The organism is Lelliottia sp. JS-SCA-14, assembly GCF_035593345.1.
GTDB classification, from domain to species: Bacteria; Pseudomonadota; Gammaproteobacteria; order Enterobacterales; family Enterobacteriaceae; genus Enterobacter; species Enterobacter wanjuensis.
Genome location: NZ_CP141606.1, coordinates 279,029 through 299,895, shown reverse-complemented (window position 1 = coordinate 299,895; position 20,867 = coordinate 279,029). Strand labels below are relative to the sequence as shown.

The 20,867-nt window shown below is 55.5% G+C and carries 14 protein-coding genes, 1 tRNA gene, 3 rRNA genes and 1 riboswitch; of the genes, 4 read left to right on the top strand and 14 right to left on the bottom strand.

Going from position 1 to position 20,867, the window contains the following annotated elements; all coding sequences use genetic code 11:
- Window positions 1-56: 56 nt before the first annotated feature.
- Entirely contained in the window at window positions 57-881 is an 825-nt protein-coding gene (gene iclR / locus U9O48_RS01380) for a glyoxylate bypass operon transcriptional repressor IclR (RefSeq protein ID WP_285145892.1), read from the top strand.
- 82 nt (window positions 882-963) lie between these two features.
- On the opposite strand, the gene aceK is transcribed toward iclR, so the two are convergent.
- The 8 genes from aceK to U9O48_RS01340 form a co-directional block, all read right to left on the bottom strand.
- Window positions 964-2,691 carry a bifunctional isocitrate dehydrogenase kinase/phosphatase gene (gene aceK / locus U9O48_RS01375; protein WP_324723356.1) on the bottom strand — a complete coding sequence of 576 codons (1,728 nt, stop codon included), beginning with the start codon at window positions 2,689-2,691 and terminating at the stop codon, window positions 964-966.
- A gap of 106 nt (window positions 2,692-2,797) precedes the next feature.
- On the bottom strand, window positions 2,798-4,102 hold the full coding sequence (gene aceA / locus U9O48_RS01370) for an isocitrate lyase (RefSeq protein ID WP_095280303.1): 1,305 nt from the start codon (window positions 4,100-4,102) through the stop codon (window positions 2,798-2,800).
- 32 nt (window positions 4,103-4,134) lie between these two features.
- Window positions 4,135-5,736: a malate synthase A gene (aceB, locus tag U9O48_RS01365; RefSeq protein ID WP_285150615.1), complete on the bottom strand. Its 1,602-nt coding sequence runs from the start codon at window positions 5,734-5,736 to the stop codon at window positions 4,135-4,137.
- A gap of 271 nt (window positions 5,737-6,007) precedes the next feature.
- Complete coding sequence (gene metA / locus U9O48_RS01360; RefSeq protein WP_103947519.1) at window positions 6,008-6,937, bottom strand: homoserine O-acetyltransferase MetA; 930 nt, start codon at window positions 6,935-6,937, stop codon at window positions 6,008-6,010.
- A gap of 180 nt (window positions 6,938-7,117) precedes the next feature.
- Window positions 7,118-7,233, bottom strand: a 5S ribosomal RNA gene (rrf, locus tag U9O48_RS01355).
- 98 nt (window positions 7,234-7,331) lie between these two features.
- A 23S ribosomal RNA gene (locus U9O48_RS01350) occupies window positions 7,332-10,238 on the bottom strand.
- A 216-nt stretch (window positions 10,239-10,454) separates the two neighbouring features.
- Window positions 10,455-10,530, bottom strand: a tRNA-Glu gene (locus U9O48_RS01345).
- An 84-nt stretch (window positions 10,531-10,614) separates the two neighbouring features.
- Window positions 10,615-12,154 (bottom strand): 16S ribosomal RNA (locus U9O48_RS01340).
- Together the 16S, 23S and 5S rRNA genes with 1 tRNA gene alongside form the textbook arrangement of a ribosomal RNA operon.
- Window positions 12,155-12,717: 563 nt before the next feature.
- On the opposite strand from U9O48_RS01340, the gene purH reads away from it, so the two are divergent.
- On the top strand, window positions 12,718-14,307 hold the full coding sequence (gene purH, locus U9O48_RS01335; RefSeq protein WP_285150941.1) for a bifunctional phosphoribosylaminoimidazolecarboxamide formyltransferase/IMP cyclohydrolase: 1,590 nt from the start codon (window positions 12,718-12,720) through the stop codon (window positions 14,305-14,307).
- 14 nt (window positions 14,308-14,321) lie between these two features.
- A complete protein-coding gene (gene purD / locus U9O48_RS01330; RefSeq protein ID WP_324723355.1) occupies window positions 14,322-15,614 on the top strand; it encodes a phosphoribosylamine--glycine ligase in 1,293 nt (430 codons plus the stop codon).
- Between the two features lie 89 nt (window positions 15,615-15,703).
- Here the strand turns inward: purD and U9O48_RS01325 are convergent, their stop codons facing one another.
- The 6 genes from U9O48_RS01325 to nudC all read right to left on the bottom strand — a co-directional run bounded on the left by U9O48_RS01325 (window position 15,704) and on the right by nudC (window position 20,062).
- On the bottom strand, window positions 15,704-16,396 hold the full coding sequence (locus tag U9O48_RS01325; RefSeq protein ID WP_285145688.1) for a DUF1481 domain-containing protein: 693 nt from the start codon (window positions 16,394-16,396) through the stop codon (window positions 15,704-15,706).
- Between the two features lie 12 nt (window positions 16,397-16,408).
- Window positions 16,409-16,681 (bottom strand): nucleoid-associated protein HU-alpha, encoded by a 273-nt coding sequence (hupA, locus tag U9O48_RS01320; protein WP_002445246.1) that lies wholly within the window; start codon window positions 16,679-16,681, stop codon window positions 16,409-16,411.
- A gap of 186 nt (window positions 16,682-16,867) precedes the next feature.
- Entirely contained in the window at window positions 16,868-17,458 is a 591-nt protein-coding gene (locus U9O48_RS01315) for a YjaG family protein (protein WP_282493083.1), read from the bottom strand.
- Between the two features lie 41 nt (window positions 17,459-17,499).
- Window positions 17,500-18,171: a deoxyribonuclease V gene (gene nfi, locus U9O48_RS01310; protein WP_285145689.1), complete on the bottom strand. Its 672-nt coding sequence runs from the start codon at window positions 18,169-18,171 to the stop codon at window positions 17,500-17,502.
- An 8-nt stretch (window positions 18,172-18,179) separates the two neighbouring features.
- The gene (gene hemE, locus U9O48_RS01305) at window positions 18,180-19,244 is read right to left on the bottom strand and encodes a uroporphyrinogen decarboxylase (RefSeq protein WP_282493085.1); all 1,065 of its coding nucleotides are present in this window, start codon (window positions 19,242-19,244) and stop codon (window positions 18,180-18,182) included.
- 44 nt (window positions 19,245-19,288) lie between these two features.
- Window positions 19,289-20,062 carry an NAD(+) diphosphatase gene (gene nudC / locus U9O48_RS01300; RefSeq protein ID WP_282493086.1) on the bottom strand — a complete coding sequence of 258 codons (774 nt, stop codon included), beginning with the start codon at window positions 20,060-20,062 and terminating at the stop codon, window positions 19,289-19,291.
- A gap of 97 nt (window positions 20,063-20,159) precedes the next feature.
- Here nudC and rsd point away from each other — a divergent pair, with 97 nt between their 5' ends.
- Window positions 20,160-20,657 carry a sigma D regulator gene (gene rsd / locus U9O48_RS01295; protein WP_324723354.1) on the top strand — a complete coding sequence of 166 codons (498 nt, stop codon included), beginning with the start codon at window positions 20,160-20,162 and terminating at the stop codon, window positions 20,655-20,657.
- Window positions 20,658-20,710: 53 nt separating this feature from the next.
- A riboswitch (TPP riboswitch) is annotated at window positions 20,711-20,822 on the top strand.
- The last annotated feature ends 45 nt before the right edge of the window (window positions 20,823-20,867 follow it).

Sequence of the window (20,867 nt, the reverse complement as noted above, 5' to 3'; positions counted from 1 at the left end):
CAAATTCACCAAATAAAACGAAAATGATTTCCACGATACAGAAAAAGGAATCCGTCATGGTCGCTACCGTTCCCGCAAAACGCGGCAGAAAACCTGCTGCCACTACCGCGCCGCCTGGCGGACAAGTTCAGTCGCTGACGCGCGGATTAAAGCTGCTGGAATGGATTGCGGAATCCCACAGCAGCGTGGCCCTGACCGAACTGGCGCAGCAGGCTGGCCTGCCGAACTCCACGACGCATCGTCTGTTGAGCACCATGCAGCAGCTCGGGTTTGTTCGCCAGGTGGGCGAGTTGGGCCACTGGTCTGTGGGTGCGCACGCGTTTATCGTCGGCAGCAGCTTTTTGCAGAGCCGTAACCTGCTGGCGATTGTCCACCCCATCCTGCGCACACTGATGGAAGATTCCGGTGAGACGGTCAACCTGGCGGTGCTGGATCAGAGCGACCATCAGGCGATTATCATCGACCAGGTGCAGTGTACGCAGCTGATGCGCATGTCCGCGCCGATTGGCGGCAAACTGCCGATGCATGCGTCGGGTGCAGGGAAAGCGTTCCTGTCGCAACTGAGCGAGGAGCAGGTCACCGGCCTGCTGCACCGTAAAGGGCTGCACGCCTATACCCATGCGACGCTGGTTTCCCCCTTGCACCTGAAAGATGATTTGGCCCAGACGCGCAAGCGCGGCTATTCGTTTGATGATGAAGAGCACGCCCTGGGCCTGCGCTGCATCGCGGCGTGCATTTTTGATGAGCACCGCGAACCCTTCGCGGCGATCTCCATTTCCGGACCGATTTCACGCGTGACCGACGACCGCGTGACCGAGCTGGGCGCGCTGGTGATCAAAGCGGCGAAGGAAGTGACGCTGGCGTATGGTGGGATTCGCTAAGATGTTTTGCCCGGCGGCGGTGCGCTTACCGGGCCTACAAAACCTGAACGTAGGCCGGGTAAGGCGTAGCCGCCACCCGGCGTTACATCGCGTATCGAATGCTAAAACGCTGCCGCCTGCGGTAGGCGTACACATCTTCCACATAACCCTTTTTAATGCGGGTTTGCAGGCTGCGCCAGTAGTCGGCGCGGAACAGATCCTCGTGCATCTCTTCAAATAAGGGCCCGATGCGCGGGTCGGCGCACAGCCAGTGGTGAAACTCCTCCGGGAAGACATCGCCCGGCGAGACGCTGTACCAGGGTTCGCTGGCGAGCTCATCTTCCGGGTAGCGCGCGGCCGGAATATCGCGGAAATTCACCTCGGTCATATAGCAAATTTCATCGTAATCGTAGAACACCACGCGGCCGTGCCGGGTCACGCCAAAGTTTTTAAACAGCATATCGCCGGGGAAAATATTGGCCGCTGCCAGCTGGCGGATAGCGTTCCCGTACTCTTCAATCGCATCGCGCAGCGCCTGGCCGTCCACCTGCTCCAGCCAGATGTTGAGCGGAACCATACGGCGTTCAATGTAGAGATGGCTGATAGCAATCTTATCGCCCAGATCGGTGATTTTGCCCGGCGCTTCCTGCATCAGCAGCGCCATGAGTGCCGGGTCGATCTGCTGCTTATCCAGCACAAAATTTTCGAACTCTTGGGTATCGGCCATGCGCCCGACGCGGTCGTGCTCTTTAACCAGCTGATAGCAGGCGCGGACGTGGGCTGCCGTCATCTCTTTCTGCGGGGCGAATTTATCTTTGATGACCTTAAAAACGCGATCAAAACCCGGCAGCGTAAACACCAGCATTACCATCCCGCGAATACCGGGAGCTTCGATGAACTGCTCGTCGGTGCGGGTGATGTAGTGCAGGTATTCGCGATAGCTCTCCGTTTTCGCGTGTTTCTGGCAGCCAATTGCCATGTACAGTTCGGCGGTGGTTTTGATCGGCAGCAGCTCGCGCAGCCACTCAACCAGCGCGGCGGGATGCGGGGCATAGACCATGAAATAGGAGCGGGCGAAGCCAAAGACGATGCTCGCCTCGGCGCTGGTCGTCAGGCAGGCGTCGACAAAGAGCTCGCCATCATCCGTGCGATGGATCGGCAGCAGAAAGGGGATTGTGGCCGTGGGCGAAATCAGTTTCCCGACCAGCCAGGCGGCTTTGTTACGGAAAAAGAGCTCATTAGCTACCTGCAAATGGCTGCGCTGGAGCACTTCTGCGCCGAAGGTTTCCGTCAGATGAGCGACGATGTAACCCACATCGCGCGCCTTGTTTTGCCACGGCAGGCGCAGGGGTAAATCTGAGAGCATTTTGCTTAACAGGCTTTCCCAGCCGTGCTCCGGAAAGAAATCCTTCGCCAGCGGGCGCGGGATCGTACGGAAGCGACGCTCAGGCTGAGAGCTGAAAATAAATAACCGCTCAGGAGATAGCGAGCGGTGGTCAAATAACCGGCAATAGACGGAGTTGAAAAAGCTCTCCGCAATCTCGAAGCGCGGGTAATCCGGCAACAGATGGGTGTAGTGTTCTTTCACACGGAGCAGGAAATCCGCGTCGGGGCTTTTGCCGTCGGTGATGCAGCGCAGTTGTTCCACCACCAGACCAACGTGATGGTCATAAAGGTGGATACGCTGCTTCATCGCCTGTTGAACGGCGTGCCAGTCGGCGTGTTCAAAGCGCTGCTGTGCACCAGAAGTCACTTCCAGAAAACGGCCATACTGCGCGTCGAAGCCCTGCAGGATGGTTTGTGCAATCAGTAACTCCAGGCCACGTGACATGCTTTTTTCCCCACCATGATGCGGGTATCGCCGGATGGCGCATTCGCTTATCCGGCCTACGGAACCCTGTAGGCCCGGCAAGCGGAGCGCCGCCGGGCAATCAGACTCAGAACTGTGACTCTTCCGTCGACCCCGTCAGCGCGGTCACGGAAGACGCGCCACCCTGAATGATGGTGGTGACTTTGTCGAAGTAGCCCGTGCCCACTTCCTGCTGGTGTGAGGCGAAGGTGTAGCCCTCTTTGCTCGCCGCAAATTCCGGCTGCTGCACTTTTTCCACATAGTGTTTCATGCCCTCGCCCTGCGCGTAGGCGTGGGCCAGGTCGAACATGTTGAACCACATGCTGTGAATGCCCGCGAGGGTGATGAACTGGTATTTGTAGCCCATCTCTGACAGCTGCTGCTGGAAGCTGGCGATGGTTTTATCGTCCAGATTCTTCTGCCAGTTGAACGACGGCGAGCAGTTGTAAGCCAGCAGTTTGCCCGGGTATTTGGCGTGGATCGCATCGGCAAAGCGTTTTGCCAGCGCCAGGTCCGGCGTCGAGGTTTCACACCACACCAGGTCGGCGTACGGGGCATAGGCCAAACCGCGGCTGATAGCCTGCTCAATCCCCGCATGAGTCCGGTAGAACCCTTCGCTGGTGCGCTCGCCGGTGATGAATTCGCTGTCGTACGGGTCGCAGTCGGAGGTAATCAGATCTGCCGCATCCGCATCGGTACGGGCGATAACCAGCGTCGGCACGCCCAGCACATCCGCCGCCAGACGTGCGGCGACCAGCTTCTGAATCGCTTCCTGCGTCGGGACCAGCACTTTGCCGCCCATGTGACCGCATTTCTTCACGGACGCCAGCTGATCTTCAAAGTGAACCGCCGCTGCACCGGCTTCGATCATGGATTTCATCAGCTCAAACGCATTCAGCACGCCGCCAAAGCCCGCTTCGGCATCGGCCACGATCGGCAGGAAATAGTCGACGAAGCGCGGATCGTTCGGTTCGATTCCGGACGCCCACTGGATCTGATCCGCACGGCGGAAGGTGTTGTTGATCCGATCGACCACCGACGGCACCGAGTTCGCCGGGTAGAGCGACTGATCCGGATACATACTCGACGCCAGGTTGGCGTCAGCCGCGACCTGCCAGCCGGAGAGATAAACCGCTTCGATACCCGCTTTCGCCTGCTGCAACGCCTGACCGCCGGTCAATGCGCCGAGGCTGTTGATGTACCCTTTTTTCGATTCACCGTGCAGCAGACGCCACATTTTTGCGGCACCGAGCTGCGCCAGCGTGCATTCCGGGTTGACCGAACCGCGCAGTTTCACCACTTCCTCTGCGCTATACGGGCGGTTGATGCCTTCCCAGCGCGGTTGAGTCCACTCTTTTTGTAATTCTTCGATTTGTTGGGTACGGGTTTTCATGTGCAGATGCTCCATATTGTTATGTGGTGGGTTCAGGCCAGCAGGCGGTAGCCGGGCAGAGTCAGGAAGTCGATAAGTTCTTCTGAGGTGGTGATTTGTTCCATCAGGCGGGCGGCATCGTCGAAACGGCCACTGCTGAAGCGGTGTTCGCCCAGCTCGTCCTGAATCACCAGCATCTCTTCGGCGAGCATCTGGCGGAACAGGGATTTGGTCACCGGTTTGCCGTTATTGAGCGCTTTCTGGTGATGGATCCACTGCCAGATGGAGGTACGGGAGATCTCCGCCGTGGCAGCATCTTCCATCAGGCCGTAAATCGGGACGCAGCCGTTGCCCGAGATCCAGGCTTCGATGTACTGAACCGCCACGCGAATATTGGCGCGCATACCGGCTTCGGTGCGTTCCCCCTCGCAGGGCATCAGCAGCTGTTCAGCCGTAATCGGGGCATCGTCGTCGCGGGTGACGAACAGCTGATTTTTGCTATCGCCCAGCACGCTGTTAAAGACGTCCATGGCGGTGTCTGCCAGGCCTGGATGGGCAACCCAGGTGCCGTCGTGACCATTGCGGGCTTCCAGCTCTTTGTCCGCTTTGACTTTAGTCAGCACCTGATTGTTGCGCTCGGCGTCTTTGCTCGGAATGAAGGCCGCCATGCCGCCCATCGCGAACGCGCCGCGCTTGTGGCAGGTCTTGATCAGCAGTCGCGAGTAGGCGTTGAGGAACGGCTTGTCCATGGTGACTGCCTGACGGTCGGGCAGGACGCGTTCCGGGTGATTTTTCAGGGTTTTGATGTAGCTGAAGATGTAATCCCAGCGACCGCAGTTCAGGCCGACGATGTGATCGCTCAGGGCGTGCAGGATTTCGTCCATCTGGAACACGGCCGGCAGCGTCTCGATCAGCAGGGTGGCTTTGATGGTGCCTCGCGGCAGATTGAAACGATCTTCCGTATAGCTAAAGACTTCGCTCCACCAGGCGGCTTCCTGCCATGACTGCGTTTTTGGCAGGTAGAAATAGGGGCCACTGCCTTTTGCCAGCAGGCTTTTGTGGTTATGGAAGAAGTAGAGGGCGAAATCAAACAGGCTGCCGGGAATGGCTTCGTTGCGCCATGTGACGTGTTTTTCCGGCAGATGCAGGCCGCGCACGCGGCAAATCAGGACCGCCGGATTGGGTTTGAGCTGATAGATTTTTCCGGCTTCGTTGGTGTAGCTGATACTGCCATTGACCGCATCGCGCAGGTTGATCTGCCCCTCGATCACTTTACGCCAGTCCGGCGCCAGCGAATCTTCAAAGTCGGCCATAAAGACTTTTACGTTGGCATTCATGGCGTTAATCACCATTTTTCGCTCAACCGGGCCGGTGATTTCGACGCGGCGATCCTGCAAATCCTGCGGGATGCCGCGAATTTTCCAGGCAGAATCTCGAATGGAAGCAGTTTCCGAAATGAAGTCTGGCAGCTTACCGTTGTCGATGTCCTGCTGCTGCTGGATACGGGCGGCCAGCAGTTTATTGCGCTTTGGTGCGAAGCGCGTCACCAGCTCTGTCAGAAACTCGACGGCATCTGGCGTCAGAACCTGCTGTTCCAGCTCACCATGCGGTTGGTTAAACGCCAGTTCATCGGCGGTCGTTGCCTGTTGATTCATTTCTCTGCTCCTCACCCAAGATCCAAAAAAGAGTCCCCCATCGCGAGCGAAAGATCGTTACGTAGTTTTCGCTCAGCAAAATTAAGACTATCTATTATTTTTCCAAAATCAAAAACAATTTCCATTTTAATTATAAAATGCAAATATCTTATTGATTATGTTGAGATTAAAAATAGAACAGATGATGAGTGTGGTTTCGGAAATAAAAAAGGCACCCGAAGGTGCCTGATCTGGAATGCTGAAACGCTTTAGGATCGTTCTGGGCAGGAGATTACTCCAGCGTTGGATTCATGTGGCGCAGATCGTATGGCGTGATCTGGTAGACGTAATAGTTGAGCCAGTTAGTAAAGAGCAAGTTTCCGTGACTGCGCCAGGAGGCTCTGGGTGTGTTTTGCGGATCGTTTTTAGGGAAATAGTTGTACGGAATTTCCGGGGTTAATCCCGCTTCCAGATCGCGGAAAAATTCGCTCGCCAGGGTGTGGGCGTCGTACTCAGGATGACCTGTGACGAAGGCGATACGTTTGTCTTTGCTGGCGAACAGATAGGCATCGCCATCTTCCGTTTCGGCCAGGATCTCGAGATCGGTGTAATCACGAATCAACGCGGCCGGGAAATCTGCATAGCGTGAGTGCGGCGCGAGGAAAGAGTCATCAAAACCGCGCGTCAGCAGAGCATGCGGATGAAGAATATGGTGTTCGTAGACGCCTGACAGCTTATCCGCTCGGGTTTGTTTAGGAATGCCGTAGAGAATATTCAGAGCCGCTTGTACCGCCCAACAGACAAACAGCGTTGAGGTGACGTGATCTTTCGCCCACTCGAGGACCTGTTTGATCTGCGGCCAATAGGCCACATCGTTGAATTCGACCAGACCCAGCGGCGCGCCGGTGACGATCAGGCCATCGTAATTGTCGTTACGGATATCTTCGAAGTTGCAGTAGAAGTTGTTCAGATGCTCGGAGGGCGTGTTGCGCGATTCACGGGCATCAATGCGCAGCAGCTGGATATCTACCTGCAGCGGCGAGTTGGAGAGCAAACGCAGAAACTGGTTTTCCGTCTCGATCTTTTTGGGCATCAGGTTGAGGATAAGAACCTTCAGAGGGCGAATTTCCTGACCTGTCGCGCGCGAGGCCTTCATCACGAAGACGTTCTCTTCACGCAAGAAATTAACGGCTGGTAGCTCGTCCTGCACCCTAATCGGCATAACCTTATATCCTCACAGCATACGTATAAACGTTTAGACATCCAGATAGCTGACAATAACCAGGAATCGGGCGAATGTCGAGTCTGTAAGAGGAAGGTGAGAAAGTTTCACGGAGGATTTTTAGAAAGGACAAAAACGCAAAAAGGCCATCCTTGCGGATGGCCTCTTCACTTAATTGATGCCTGGCAGTTCCCTACTCTCACATGGGGAGACCCCACACTACCATCGGCGCTACGGCGTTTCACTTCTGAGTTCGGCATGGGGTCAGGTGGGACCACCGCGCTAAAGCCGCCAGGCAAATTCTGTTATCAACACGCATCTCTGCACGTCGATTAATCTGTTATCAGGCTGAAAATCGTCGTCTCTGCTTTCGCCAAAACATCTTCGGCGTTGTAAGGTTAAGCCTCACGGTTCATTAGTACTGGTTAGCTCAATACATCGCTGCACTTACACACCCAGCCTATCAACGTCGTAGTCTTCAACGTTCCTTCAGGACTCTCAAGGAGTCAGGGAGAACTCATCTCGGGGCAAGTTTCGTGCTTAGATGCTTTCAGCACTTATCTTTTCCGCATTTAGCTACCGGGCAATGCCATTGGCATGACAACCCGAACACCAGTGATGCGTCCACTCCGGTCCTCTCGTACTAGGAGCAGCCCCCCTCAATTCTCCAGCGCCCACGGCAGATAGGGACCGAACTGTCTCACGACGTTCTAAACCCAGCTCGCGTACCACTTTAAACGGCGAACAGCCGTACCCTTGGGACCTACTTCAGCCCCAGGATGTGATGAGCCGACATCGAGGTGCCAAACACCGCCGTCGATATGAACTCTTGGGCGGTATCAGCCTGTTATCCCCGGAGTACCTTTTATCCGTTGAGCGATGGCCCTTCCATTCAGAACCACCGGATCACTATGACCTGCTTTCGCACCTGCTCGAGCCGTCACTCTCGCAGTCAAGCTAGCTTATGCCATTGCACTAACCTCCTGATGTCCGACCAGGATTAGCTAACCTTCGTGCTCCTCCGTTACTCTTTAGGAGGAGACCGCCCCAGTCAAACTACCCACCAGACACTGTCCGCAACCCGGATTACGGGTCTACGTTAGAACACCAGCCATTAAAGGGTGGTATTTCAAGGTTGGCTCCACGCAGACTGGCGTCCACGCTTCAAAGCCTCCCACCTATCCTACACATCAAGGACCAGTGTTCAGTGTCAAGCTATAGTAAAGGTTCACGGGGTCTTTCCGTCTTGCCGCGGGTACACTGCATCTTCACAGCGAGTTCAATTTCACTGAGTCTCGGGTGGAGACAGCCTGGCCATCATTACGCCATTCGTGCAGGTCGGAACTTACCCGACAAGGAATTTCGCTACCTTAGGACCGTTATAGTTACGGCCGCCGTTTACCGGGGCTTCGATCAAGAGCTTCGCGTTGCCGCTAACCCCATCAATTAACCTTCCGGCACCGGGCAGGCGTCACACCGTATACGTCCACTTTCGTGTTTGCACAGTGCTGTGTTTTTAATAAACAGTTGCAGCCAGCTGGTATCTTCGACTGGTTTCAGCTCCGTCCGCAGGGACTTCACCTACACACCAGCGTGCCTTCTCCCGAAGTTACGGCACCATTTTGCCTAGTTCCTTCACCCGAGTTCTCTCAAGCGCCTTGGTATTCTCTACCTGACCACCTGTGTCGGTTTGGGGTACGATTTGATGTTACCTGATGCTTAGAGGCTTTTCCTGGAAGCAGGGCATTTGTTACTTCAGCACCGTAGTGCCTCGTCATCACACCTCAGCGTTAAAAAAGGTCCGGATTTACCTAAACCTTCCGCCTACATGCTTAAACCGGGACAACCGTCGCCCGGCTAACATAGCCTTCTCCGTCCCCCCTTCGCAGTAACACCGAGTACAGGAATATTAACCTGTTTCCCATCGACTACGCCTTTCGGCCTCGCCTTAGGGGTCGACTCACCCTGCCCCGATTAACGTTGGACAGGAACCCTTGGTCTTCCGGCGAGCGGGCTTTTCACCCGCTTTATCGTTACTTATGTCAGCATTCGCACTTCTGATACCTCCAGCACCCCTCACAGGACACCTTCAACGGCTTACAGAACGCTCCCCTACCCAACAACGCCTAAGCGTCGCTGCCGCAGCTTCGGTGCATGGTTTAGCCCCGTTACATCTTCCGCGCAGGCCGACTCGACCAGTGAGCTATTACGCTTTCTTTAAATGATGGCTGCTTCTAAGCCAACATCCTGGCTGTCTGTGCCTTCCCACATCGTTTCCCACTTAACCATGACTTTGGGACCTTAGCTGGCGGTCTGGGTTGTTTCCCTCTTCACGACGGACGTTAGCACCCGCCGTGTGTCTCCCGTGATAACATTCTTCGGTATTCGTAGTTTGCATCGGGTTGGTAAGCCGGGATGGCCCCCTAGCCGAAACAGTGCTCTACCCCCGAAGATGAGTTCACGAGGCGCTACCTAAATAGCTTTCGGGGAGAACCAGCTATCTCCCGGTTTGATTGGCCTTTCACCCCCAGCCACAAGTCATCCGCTAATTTTTCAACATTAGTCGGTTCGGTCCTCCAGTTAGTGTTACCCAACCTTCAACCTGCCCATGGCTAGATCACCGGGTTTCGGGTCTATACCCTGCAACTTAACGCCCAGTTAAGACTCGGTTTCCCTTCGGCTCCCCTATACGGTTAACCTTGCTACAGAATATAAGTCGCTGACCCATTATACAAAAGGTACGCAGTCACCCCATAAAAGAGGCTCCCACTGCTTGTACGTACACGGTTTCAGGTTCTTTTTCACTCCCCTCGCCGGGGTTCTTTTCGCCTTTCCCTCACGGTACTGGTTCACTATCGGTCAGTCAGGAGTATTTAGCCTTGGAGGATGGTCCCCCCATATTCAGACAGGATACCACGTGTCCCGCCCTACTCTTCGAGTTCACAAAGTGTGCATTTTTGTGTACGGGACTATCACCCTGTACCGTCGGACTTTCCAGACCGTTCCACTAACACACGCGCTGATTCAGACTCTGGGCTCCTCCCCGTTCGCTCGCCGCTACTGGGGGAATCTCGGTTGATTTCTTTTCCTCGGGGTACTTAGATGTTTCAGTTCCCCCGGTTCGCCTCATGCCACTATGTATTCATGACATGATAGTGTGTCGAAACACACTGGGTTTCCCCATTCGGGTATCGCCGGGTCAAAGGTTCATATCACCTCGCCGACGCTTATCGCAGATTAGCACGCCCTTCATCGCCTCTGACTGCCAGGGCATCCACCGTGTACGCTTAGTCGCTTAACCTCACAACCCGAAGATGTTTCGTAAAACATCTCGTGTTGCGAAAATTTGAGAGACTCGAACACACCGTCACTCTGTTCTTATTACGGAGAACAGACGCAGCGTGTCGTTTCAATTTTCAGCTTGATCCAGATTTTTAAAGAGCAAATATCTCAAACATGACTCGGAAGTCAGTTTTGAGATATTGAGGCAGGTGACTTTCACTCACAAACCAGCAAGTGGCGTCCCCTAGGGGATTCGAACCCCTGTTACCGCCGTGAAAGGGCGGTGTCCTGGGCCTCTAGACGAAGGGGACGTGTAGTCTCAATCGCAAGACGCCTTGCTATTTACTTTTCATCAGACAATCTGTGTGAGCACTACAAAGGCAGGTTCTTTCAGGTAAGGAGGTGATCCAACCGCAGGTTCCCCTACGGTTACCTTGTTACGACTTCACCCCAGTCATGAATCACAAAGTGGTAAGCGCCCTCCCGAAGGTTAAGCTACCTACTTCTTTTGCAACCCACTCCCATGGTGTGACGGGCGGTGTGTACAAGGCCCGGGAACGTATTCACCGTAGCATTCTGATCTACGATTACTAGCGATTCCGACTTCATGGAGTCGAGTTGCAGACTCCAATCCGGACTACGACGCACTTTATGAGGTCCGCTTGCTCTCGCGAGGTCGCTTCTCTTTGTATGCGCCATTGTAGCACGTGTGTAGCCCTACTCGTAAGGGCCATGATGACTTGACGTCATCCCCACCTTCCTCCAGTTTATCACTGGCAGTCTCCTTTGAGTTCCCGGCCGAACCGCTGGCAACAAAGGATAAGGGTTGCGCTCGTTGCGGGACTTAACCCAACATTTCACAACACGAGCTGACGACAGCCATGCAGCACCTGTCTCACGGTTCCCGAAGGCACTAAAGCATCTCTGCTAAATTCCGTGGATGTCAAGAGTAGGTAAGGTTCTTCGCGTTGCATCGAATTAAACCACATGCTCCACCGCTTGTGCGGGCCCCCGTCAATTCATTTGAGTTTTAACCTTGCGGCCGTACTCCCCAGGCGGTCGACTTAACGCGTTAGCTCCGGAAGCCACTCCTCAAGGGAACAACCTCCAAGTCGACATCGTTTACGGCGTGGACTACCAGGGTATCTAATCCTGTTTGCTCCCCACGCTTTCGCACCTGAGCGTCAGTCTTTGTCCAGGGGGCCGCCTTCGCCACCGGTATTCCTCCAGATCTCTACGCATTTCACCGCTACACCTGGAATTCTACCCCCCTCTACAAGACTCTAGCCTGCCAGTTTCGAATGCAGTTCCCAGGTTGAGCCCGGGGATTTCACATCCGACTTGACAGACCGCCTGCGTGCGCTTTACGCCCAGTAATTCCGATTAACGCTTGCACCCTCCGTATTACCGCGGCTGCTGGCACGGAGTTAGCCGGTGCTTCTTCTGCGAGTAACGTCAATCACTGTGGTTATTAACCACAATGCCTTCCTCCTCGCTGAAAGTACTTTACAACCCGAAGGCCTTCTTCATACACGCGGCATGGCTGCATCAGGCTTGCGCCCATTGTGCAATATTCCCCACTGCTGCCTCCCGTAGGAGTCTGGACCGTGTCTCAGTTCCAGTGTGGCTGGTCATCCTCTCAGACCAGCTAGGGATCGTCGCCTAGGTGAGCCATTACCCCACCTACTAGCTAATCCCATCTGGGCACATCTGATGGCAAGAGGCCCGAAGGTCCCCCTCTTTGGTCTTGCGACGTTATGCGGTATTAGCTACCGTTTCCAGTAGTTATCCCCCTCCATCAGGCAGTTTCCCAGACATTACTCACCCGTCCGCCGCTCGTCACCCGAGAGCAAGCTCTCTGTGCTACCGCTCGACTTGCATGTGTTAGGCCTGCCGCCAGCGTTCAATCTGAGCCATGATCAAACTCTTCAATTTAAGTTTGATGCTCGTGAATTAAACTTCGTAATGAATTACGTATGTTCACTCAGAGACTTTGGTATTCATTTAGCGTCTTGCGACGTTTAGAATCCATGTCACTTTGAGTGCCCACACAGATTGTCTGATAAATTGTTAAAGAGCAGTGCAACGCGGCTTTCGCTCACCGTTGCGAGGTGGCGTATATTACGCTTTCCTCTTTCAGAGTCAACCCTGAATCTCAGGATTTTTTCTCTTCAACCGACCCGGTGGTTAGTGTGAAGTGATTCACATCTGCCGTGTCGATGGAGGCGCATTATAGGGAGTTCTCGTCAGGCCGCAACCGCTAAATGACAGAAAAATGACTGACTGCTGCATTCCACAGCAAAACCCCGCCTTATACCCTTTTGCACACAGACTTATCCACAACACGACGAAAATTTGAAAATTAACGAGCGATGCGCAAACGTTTTCGTTAAAATGCACGCGCCATGCAAGGATGCCCCGTCAGGTGTGTTAGATGAGTTTTTCACAGGAAAATTCATCTAACGCTCTCTGTAATCGTGAAATCCAGGGGATTTACCATGCAACAACGTCGTCCAGTCCGCCGCGCTCTGCTCAGTGTTTCTGATAAAGCCGGTATCGTCGAATTCGCTCAGGCACTTTCTGCACGCGGTGTAGAGCTGCTGTCCACCGGCGGTACCGCTCGCCTGTTAGCAGATAAAGGTCTGCCGGTAACCGAAGTGTCCGATTACACCGGTTTCCCGGAAATGATGGATGGACGTGTAAAGACCCTGCATCCAAAAGTGCACGGCGGCATTCTGGGCCGTCGCGGTCAGGATGACGGCATCATGGAACAGCACAACATCGCGCCGATCGATATGGTGGTGGTTAACCTCTATCCGTTCGCGCAGACCGTGGCCCGCGAAAACTGCTCTCTGGAAGATGCGGTTGAGAACATCGACATCGGCGGCCCGACCATGGTGCGCTCCGCCGCGAAGAACCATAAAGATGTGGCTATCGTGGTCAAGAGCAGCGACTACGACACTATCATTAAAGAAATGGACGCCAACGACGGTTCGCTTCTGCTTGAAACCCGTTTCGACCTCGCGATTAAAGCCTTCGAACACACCGCCGCTTACGACAGCATGATCGCCAACTACTTCGGCAGCCTCGTCCCTGCCTATCACGGCGAGAGCAAAGAGCCTTCCGGCCGCTTCCCGCGCACCCTGAACCTGAACTTCATCAAGAAGCAGGATATGCGTTACGGCGAGAACAGCCATCAGAACGCCGCCTTCTATATAGAAGAAGAGATCAAAGAAGCTTCCGTTGCCACCGCCCAACAGGTTCAGGGCAAAGCGCTCTCCTATAACAACATCGCTGATACCGACGCGGCGCTGGAGTGCGTGAAAGAGTTCAGCGAGCCAGCCTGTGTGATCGTCAAACACGCGAACCCATGTGGCGTTGCGGTGAGCAGCTCTATTCTGGAAGCTTACAACCGCGCGTACAAAACCGACCCGACCTCCGCGTTCGGCGGCATCATTGCGTTCAACCGTGAACTGGATGCCGAAACGGCGCAGGCGATTATCTCCCGCCAGTTTGTCGAAGTGATTATTGCCCCTTCCGCCACAGAAGAAGCCCTGAAGATCACCGCCGCCAAGCAGAACGTCCGCGTGCTGGTATGCGGTCAGTGGGCTGAGCGCGTTTCGGGTCTCGATTTCAAACGTGTTAACGGTGGTCTGCTGGTTCAGGACCGTGATCTGGGGATGGTCACCGCAGGCGATCTGCGCGTGGTCAGCAAACGCCAGCCGACCGAGCAGGAACTGCGTGACGCGCTGTTCTGCTGGAAAGTGGCGAAATTCGTTAAATCCAACGCCATTGTCTATTCCAAAGAGAACATGACCATCGGCATAGGTGCGGGCCAGATGAGCCGCGTCTACTCCGCGAAAATCGCCGGGATTAAAGCAGGCGATGAAGGGCTGGAAGTGAAAGGTTCCGCGATGGCCTCTGACGCCTTCTTCCCGTTCCGCGACGGTATTGATGCCGCAGCAGCGGTTGGCGTCACCTGTGTGATTCAACCGGGCGGTTCAATCCGCGATGACGAAGTGATTGCTGCTGCCGACGAACACGGCATCGCGATGATCTTCACCGACATGCGTCACTTCCGCCATTAATCCCGGAGCAAAGAATGAAAGTATTAGTGATTGGTAACGGCGGCCGCGAGCACGCCCTGGCATGGAAAGCGGCACAATCGCCGCTGGTTCAGACCGTCTTCGTAGCGCCGGGCAACGCCGGTACCGCACTGGAGCCCGCTCTGCAGAACGTCGCGATCGGCGTGACCGATATCCCGGCGCTGCTGAGCTTTGCCCAGAACGAGAACATCGATCTGACTATCGTCGGCCCGGAAGCGCCGCTGGTCATTGGCGTGGTGGATGCGTTCCGCGCCGCCGGTCTGAAAATCTTCGGCCCAACGGAAGGCGCGGCGCAGCTCGAAGGCTCCAAAGCCTTCACCAAAGATTTCCTCGCGCGCCACAAAATCCCGACCGGCGAATACCAGAACTTCACCGAAGTAGAACCTGCTCTTGCGTATCTGCGTGAGAAAGGCGCGCCGATTGTGATCAAGGCCGACGGTCTGGCCGCCGGTAAAGGCGTGATCGTGGCGATGACTCTCGAAGAGGCCGAAGCCGCCGTCCAGGATATGCTGGCAGGTAACGCCTTTGGCGACGCGGGCCATCGCATCGTCATCGAAGAGTTCCTCGACGGCGAAGAGGCGAGCTTTATCGTGATGGTCGATGGCGAACATGTTCTGCCGATGGCCACCAGCCAGGATCATAAGCGTGTAGGCAACGGCGATACCGGTCCAAACACCGGCGGCATGGGAGCTTACTCCCCTGCGCCAGTGGTGACTGACGAAGTCCACCAGCGCACGATGGATCGCATCATCTGGCCTACCGTGAAAGGCATGGCGGCAGAAGGCAACACCTACACCGGCTTCCTGTATGCGGGGCTGATGATCGACAAGCAGGGCAACCCGAAGGTCATCGAGTTCAACTGCCGCTTCGGCGACCCGGAAACTCAGCCGATCATGCTGCGCATGAAATCCGACCTGGTCGAGCTGTGCCTGGCCGCCTGCGAAGGCAAGCTGGACGAAAAAACCTCCGAGTGGGATGAGCGCGCGTCTCTGGGCGTGGTGATCGCCGCCGGTGGTTATCCGGGCAACTATAACAATGGCGATGAGATCCACGGTTTACCGCTGGAAGAAGTCGACGGCGGGAAGGTGTTCCATGCGGGAACGAAACTGGCTGACGACGATCGCGTATTAACTAACGGGGGCCGCGTCCTGTGCGCCACCGCACTGGGTCACACCGTTGCCGAAGCGCAGAAACGCGCTTACGCACTGATGAAGGATATTCACTGGGACGGCAGCTTTAGCCGCAGTGATATCGGCTATCGTGCGATTGCCCGCGAGCAAGGCGAGTAAGAAGACCGTTTATTCCCCTCTTCGACAGGGAGAGGGGATCATTCGTAGGCCGGATAAGCGTCAGCGCCATCCGGCACCTCCCCACAGAATCAGAAATTCTTTTCCGTCGGCTGCCACGTGCAGAAATCTTCGTTCGCCACCAGCAGCAGCTGCGATCCTTCCGGCGCTTCAAGCCAGGCAATACTCACTTCCATCGATGAGTGACGCTGACGGCGTTCGATATGTTCTGTCGCCCAGGCTTCAAGATCCGGCTTCACGGTTTGCCCTTCGCAGGTGGTCACGGTGCCATCGGAATGCCAGCGTCCCTGGCGCAGCACCACGCGTCCCTGACGCAGCGCATCGCTGGTCTGGCGCACCTGAGTGGCGCGATACCGGTACAGAGCGATTTGATCGCTGGAGAGCTGCTGTTTTTGGCCGCTGATTTCGCGCTGCATAAAGCTCAGCTCGCCGTGGTCATCAAACCGCACGCGGACGTGTTCGGGGGTTTTACTGTAGATATTGAGTTCAATCAGCGACAGGGTGTCGCCTTGCCAGCGGTACTCGGCGGTAGAGGTGTTGCCGTTGTGCCACGGGCTGAATGCGGAGAGCAGGTGAACATCGTCACCGGAATCTTTACGCCAGACCCGCACCGCGCCCTGGTCGTCAGCGTATCCGCTGGCGGTAAAGGGCGGCAGAGAGGAGTCATGGCTACAGGCAGAGAGCAACAGCAGGCCTGCCAGCGCAAGCGGACGGCGCCAGAAAAACAAAAGGGGCGAAACCGCCCCCTTGTCAAAACTGTTCACTGCCACGCCGTCTTACTTAACAGCGTCTTTCAGTGCTTTACCAGAAACAAATGCCGGTACGTTTGCAGCGGCGATTTTGATTTCTTTACCGGTCTGCGGGTTGCGGCCAGTACGCTCAGCGCGGTGGTTCACTTTGAAGGTACCGAAACCAACCAGTTGTACAGCATCGCCTTCTTTCAGAGACTCAGTAATAGCAGCCAGGGTGGATTCCAGAGCAGCTTTAGCCTGCACTTTAGACAGATCAGCCTTGTCCGCAATTACATCAATCAGTTGAGTCTTGTTCATAAGTTATCCTTTCAATGTGTTTATCGCTTGCTAAGCATCGAGTGCGACGAAAATGCCAAAAAAGCACTCTCCTGCATACACGCACCGATAGCCACTTTTTTTCGCCCCCCAAATGTAGACCAGACGGGGGGCAGAAGGGAAGAGTCGAGGTGCGACAAAACAGGCGTTAAATCACGTTTTATTGTCTCATTGGTTAAAAATTATACCAATATTACTCTCACCCGCCTCGCGTAAGTCCGCGCGCAGCCCTTTTATCAGCTCAATATCGCGTTCTTCGCAGTCGGCTAAAAGTCGGAATATTTCCCACTGAATATCCCACTCCTGCTCAACGGCAGGGTTAGCACGCAGCTCTTCGTCGGTCATTTCGCGACCTTCCTGGGTCATTTCCAGCATCGCCACGGTAGTAATCGAAGCCTTGCTGACTTCGATGGCATGCTCCAGGGTTTCACCGCTCAGACGGGAGTGAAGCAGTTCGCTCAGCGCCACGCAGGCGTCAATGGCCGGGTAGACACCGTACAGATCGTAGTCGTCCGCAGAAGGGATCGCCTCTTCCAGCTTTTCGAGCTGAGAATCGAAATTCACCTTGGCGTCTTTGACCGTCAGCGTTTCCCAAATCAGGTCGAGAATACGGCGATAAATCTGGCCTTCACCAAATCCAGTCTGCTTGCAGAAGGTGGCATAGTTGGGATACATGCGCTCGCACAGACAGGCCATAAAGGTGACGTGCTGCCAGCTTTCCAGCTTCTCAAGGCGCAGATGAATCGGGTTTTGTAACATGATGATGTCTCGAATCGGAAATTAGCCGCAGTTTACCTGAATCAACGCTGAATTTCCTGCCAACGAACAAATGCCGGACGCGCCGATGCGACTGCATCAGCCCAGCGCGTCGGCTCCGGTAAACGGTAGCCTTTCATACAGCGCTGCACCCATGCCAGCGCGCTGTCGGTGCTCACGCGATGCCCCGTCGCGATAAACAGCGGATTACACCGTGCTTTGCTGCGCCAGACCCACGCCAGCTGTTCGCCTTTATCCATCAGCGGTGCCAGGGCGCCGGGCTCGGCGGAGAGCGGCTCAAATTTGCCACATAGGCGTTTCTTCGCCACGCCAATCGTCGGCACATCCACCAGCAGGCCAAAATGGCTGGCGACGCCGAGGCGGCGCGGATGGGAAATCCCATGACCGTCGACGAACAGCAGATCGGGTTTTTGCGAGAGTTGCTCCCACGCTGCCAGCAGCGCGGGATATTCACGAAAGGAGAGAAAACCGGGAATGTAAGGCATGGTGGTGGCGATACGCGCCACTTTGTACTCCACCAGCTCCAGCCCGGGCCAGGTTAAGAGCACCATCGCGGCTCGCGTCACTTCCCCGCCCTGCTCAAACCCGACATCGGCTCCGGCGATCAACGCCGGAGGATTTTTGTCAAAACGATCCACGCGGGAAACCGACGAGGCCAGTTCGATTTGCTGAGCGCGTAACGACGCGAGATCCATACTCACTCCTACTGGTGATACGGCGCAGAAAGCCGGTGTACTGCCTCCACAAACGCGCCCGCATGTTCTGGCGGAACGTCCTGGTGGATGCCGTGACCGAGGTTAAAGACATGGCCTTCGCCCTTGCCGAAACCGGCCAGGATCGTCGCCACTTCTTCTTCGATACGCGCAGGCTGTGCGTAGAGCATGGACGGGTCCATATTGCCCTGCAGCGCCACTTTGTCACCCACGCGACGACGCGCGTCGCCAATGTCGGTGGTCCAGTCGAGACCCAGCGCATCGCAGCCGGTCGCGGCCAGCGCTTCGAGCCACTGCCCGCCGCCTTTGGTAAACAGCGTCACCGGCACGCGACGGCCTTCGTTTTCACGCAGCAGGCCATCGACAATTTTATGCATGTAGTACAGGGAGAACTGCTGATAATCGCGCCCGGTCAGCACGCCGCCCCAGGTATCGAAAATCATCACCGACTGCGCGCCCGCTTTGATCTGAGCGTTCAGGTACAGGGTGACGCTCTTCGCCAGTTTGTCGAGCAGGGCATGCAGCGCCAGCGGCTCCGCATACATCATCTTTTTGATCACCGTGAAGGCTTTGCTGCTGCCGCCTTCCACCATGTAGGTCGCCAGCGTCCACGGGCTGCCGGAGAAGCCAATCAGCGGTACGTCGCCCTTCAGTTCGCGGCGGATGGTGCGCACCGCATTCATCACGTAGCCCAGCTCCTGTTCAGGATCGGGGATCGGCAGCTTATCGACGTCAGCTTTGCTCTTAATCGGCGAGGTAAAGCGCGGGCCTTCGCCGGTTTCGAAGTAGAGACCCAGCCCCATCGCGTCCGGGATGGTCAGGATGTCTGAAAAAAGGATCGCCGCATCGAGCGGGAAACGGCGCAGCGGCTGCAGCGTGACTTCGCAGGCCAGCTCGGCGTTTTTGCACAGGGACATGAAATCGCCCGCTTCGGCGCGCGTGGCTTTGTATTCCGGCAAATAGCGGCCCGCCTGGCGCATCATCCACACCGGGGTGATATCAACGGGTTGGCGCAGCAGCGCACGCAGATAACGATCGTTCTTCAGTTCGGTCATTTTTGCAGTTCCTTAAGCGTCATGCCGCCAGTGTAACATGTGATTCATTCATAGTCGGCCCGACACATTGCCACCGTATCTTCTATCAGTCGGCGCGCCACGGTTCCCGGCGGCGGGAGGAGCGGTAAATCGTCGTAGCGATACCAGTTGGCTTCCAGCAGCTCTTTTTGGTCGATCACAATCTCGCCGCTGTCATAATCCGCCATAAAAGCGGTCATGAGAGACATGGGGAACGGCCACGGCTGGGAGGTAACGTAACGCAGGTTTTTCACCTTGATGCTGCTCTCTTCCATCACTTCGCGGGCCACGGCCTGCTCAAGCGTCTCGCCCACTTCGACAAACCCGGCCAGCACCGTATGCACGCCGTTGCGATGGCGAGTATGTTGCGCCAGCAGAATGGAGTCATCACGACGAATGGCGACGATAATGCACGGGGCGATTTGCGGATAGTAGCGCTCGCGACAGTGGTTGCAGAGCATAGCCCACTCGGTTTTACTCCGGTGCATGGTGTGCCCGCAGTAGCCGCAATATTTGTGCGATCGGAAAAACTCGGCCAGCTGTACGCCGCGCCCGGCCAGCTGGAACAGACCGACATCGAGATCCAGCACCTGACGAACCGATCCCATCTCGTGATGGCGATGCTGCTGGATCAACCACACGGGATCGCCCTGCCATTCGCCGATCTTCAGCGCCTGTTGCCCCGCAAGATCGAAATTTCCGGCCTCGCCGTAAGGCAATTCTCCGCCGGGCAACCATAATTTTTGTTCGTGGCTGACGATCCACCAGCCGCGATCTAATTTTTCAATTATACGATCCATATCTATTGCACTACCTTTGCTTCACAGGCATGTTGATAACAATATTCTTACATTTTTGGGTGGCCAGCTTTTTCATCTTAACCTTGTGGAGTCAAACATGCTAAACCAGCTACAAAGCCTGACAGAGCGCGTTGGAGGAAGTCATCACCTGGTCGATCGCTGGCTGCACGTGCGCAAAAATTTGCTTGTTGCCTACTACAATCTGGTTGGCATTAAGCCTGGCAAAGAATCGTATATGCGGTTGAATGAAAAAGCGCTGGATGATTTTTGTCAAAGCCTGGTCGACTACCTTTCCGACGGTCATTTTAATCTATATGAACGTATTATTCGCGAAATGGAAGGGACGACGCCGTATTTAGCGGCGACCAAACTCTATCCGCTGCTGGAGGCCAATACCCAGCAAATCATGGACTATTACGACTCAACGCTCGAAAACGCCATCGACCAGGACAATTATCTGGAGTTCCAGCAGGCGCTTTCCGATCTCGGCGAGGCGATGGAAGTCCGTTTCACGCTGGAAGACAAGCTCATCGCCCTGGTGCTGGACAGCGATCTGAAGGCCAGCAACGAAGACAACATCGCGCGACCGGCTTGAGTTCTTAAGCGTTAACGAGTAATTTACAAATATCGCGTCTGCACTGCAGGCGTGTTTTCTTGTCGGAGTGCCCAGTACAGAAATGTACGGGCTGAGACCGTTAATTCGGGATCCGCGGAACCTGATCAGGCTAATACCTGCGAAGGGAACAAGAGTCAAAAAGCTGTTGTATCGCCCTTCCCTGGGTGATCACTTCTCTTAGTTCATCCG

Coding starts and splice junctions, on each gene's coding strand:
- iclR (WP_285145892.1), top strand. CDS start 57: ATGGTCGCTACCGTTCCCGCAAAACGCGGCAGAAAACCTGCTGCCACT.
- aceK (WP_324723356.1), bottom strand. CDS start 2,691: ATGTCACGTGGCCTGGAGTTACTGATTGCACAAACCATCCTGCAGGGC.
- aceA (WP_095280303.1), bottom strand. CDS start 4,102: ATGAAAACCCGTACCCAACAAATCGAAGAATTACAAAAAGAGTGGACT.
- aceB (WP_285150615.1), bottom strand. CDS start 5,736: ATGAATCAACAGGCAACGACCGCCGATGAACTGGCGTTTAACCAACCG.
- metA (WP_103947519.1), bottom strand. CDS start 6,937: ATGCCGATTAGGGTGCAGGACGAGCTACCAGCCGTTAATTTCTTGCGT.
- purH (WP_285150941.1), top strand. CDS start 12,718: ATGCAACAACGTCGTCCAGTCCGCCGCGCTCTGCTCAGTGTTTCTGAT.
- purD (WP_324723355.1), top strand. CDS start 14,322: ATGAAAGTATTAGTGATTGGTAACGGCGGCCGCGAGCACGCCCTGGCA.
- hupA (WP_002445246.1), bottom strand. CDS start 16,681: ATGAACAAGACTCAACTGATTGATGTAATTGCGGACAAGGCTGATCTG.
- U9O48_RS01315 (WP_282493083.1), bottom strand. CDS start 17,458: ATGTTACAAAACCCGATTCATCTGCGCCTTGAGAAGCTGGAAAGCTGG.
- nfi (WP_285145689.1), bottom strand. CDS start 18,171: ATGGATCTCGCGTCGTTACGCGCTCAGCAAATCGAACTGGCCTCGTCG.
- hemE (WP_282493085.1), bottom strand. CDS start 19,244: ATGACCGAACTGAAGAACGATCGTTATCTGCGTGCGCTGCTGCGCCAA.
- nudC (WP_282493086.1), bottom strand. CDS start 20,062: ATGGATCGTATAATTGAAAAATTAGATCGCGGCTGGTGGATCGTCAGC.
- rsd (WP_324723354.1), top strand. CDS start 20,160: ATGCTAAACCAGCTACAAAGCCTGACAGAGCGCGTTGGAGGAAGTCAT.